Raw genomic sequence first — 1277 nt, forward strand, 5'->3', positions numbered from 1 at the left:
GAAGCATTCGAAGCATTTCATGAACGAATCACACAACCGGATTCGGGCTCACAATCAGACTCAATCCCGTAGGGTCTGGTGCGACTATTGAGGCTTACTATATCAGGCCTTTCCAATTTTCAGGAACACACCTCTGACGATGTAAAAAACATCTGAAGCGCACGGTTGCGAAAAAGACATCAATTGTTAGTTTGCGCGGGAAATTTTTGCTTAATATGGGAGTGATTTTGTGTCGAGGTGGCTCATGCCTGATTCGTGAAAACGATGCCGGCATAAAAAGCATCAACGCAAGCATCGATCTCAAGAGGGGCCCGTCGAGGGTGAATTTGCTGTTTGCCACGCGGGGTGACCAGACATGTGCTCGCGTCCTCACGCAGCAATACGTCGCAGCCATTGGTTGCATTCCACGTCGCGGCGTGCAATGCGCGAGATGATGTGTCGCTGTCTGAAGACTGTTTCTATCGGGACAAAGTGATAGTCCTTGTTCGCCTCTGGCATCTACGACGACGACTCTTTGGAAATGGCCTAACACCGTCCGTTGCATATTCTTGTCATTTATGCGCATCGCATTCCAATGCTGCTGTGTCATGAAAACAGGGGAGACTATTCGATGAGCATAACTAGTTTATCCGATGAGTGTGAGCTGCCCACTGGTAGTGTAGACGCCGCGAAGAATCCGGCGGTTCTCGATTTCATCGCGATTGGCCTGGGGCCGTTCAACTTGAGCCTCGCGTGTCTCGCCGATCCGATCCGCGACCTGCACGGTCGCTTCTTGGAACGCAACCAAGGCTTTGACTGGCACCCCGGCATGTTAATCGACGACACCACGTTGCAAAATCCATTTCTTGCAGACCTCGTCAGCCTTGCCGATCCAAAGAGCAAGTTCAGTTTCTTGAACTACTGTAAGCAGGAGGGAAAGCTCTACGCGTATTACATTCGCGAGCGCTTCTATCTCAGCCGGGAGGAATACAACCGCTACTGCAAATGGGCGATTAGCCAGCTGTCCAGCATTGATTTCGGTTCGAATGTCGACCGCGCCGAATACGATCTTGAACGCGGCCATTACATCGTGAGCGGACGCCGTGTGGGAACTGGCCAACCCTTCATGTATCGCGCGAGGAGAATCGTGGTGGGCGTGGGGTCTGTGCCCTTGCAATTACCCACTTCGGTTGAGGGCGAGTTCATATCCGAGTTGAATGTCGGTGTGGCGCCGCATGCCGTGCCACATAACGGTATTACCTAGAGGTGGATCGCCCGCGCGGGGGCCAGATAGCCGC

1 protein-coding gene is annotated in these 1277 nt (G+C 52.8%); it reads left to right on the forward strand.

Annotated elements, in window-relative coordinates; translation table 11 throughout:
• Positions 1-610 precede the first annotated feature (610 nt).
• Positions 611-1243 (forward strand): SidA/IucD/PvdA family monooxygenase, encoded by a 633-nt coding sequence (locus HV796_RS42510; protein ID WP_175233586.1) that lies wholly within the window; start codon positions 611-613, stop codon positions 1241-1243.
• Positions 1244-1277 lie beyond the last annotated feature (34 nt).

Source organism: Paraburkholderia humisilvae (genome assembly GCF_902859855.1).
Classification (GTDB): Bacteria; Pseudomonadota; Gammaproteobacteria; order Burkholderiales; family Burkholderiaceae; genus Paraburkholderia; species Paraburkholderia humisilvae.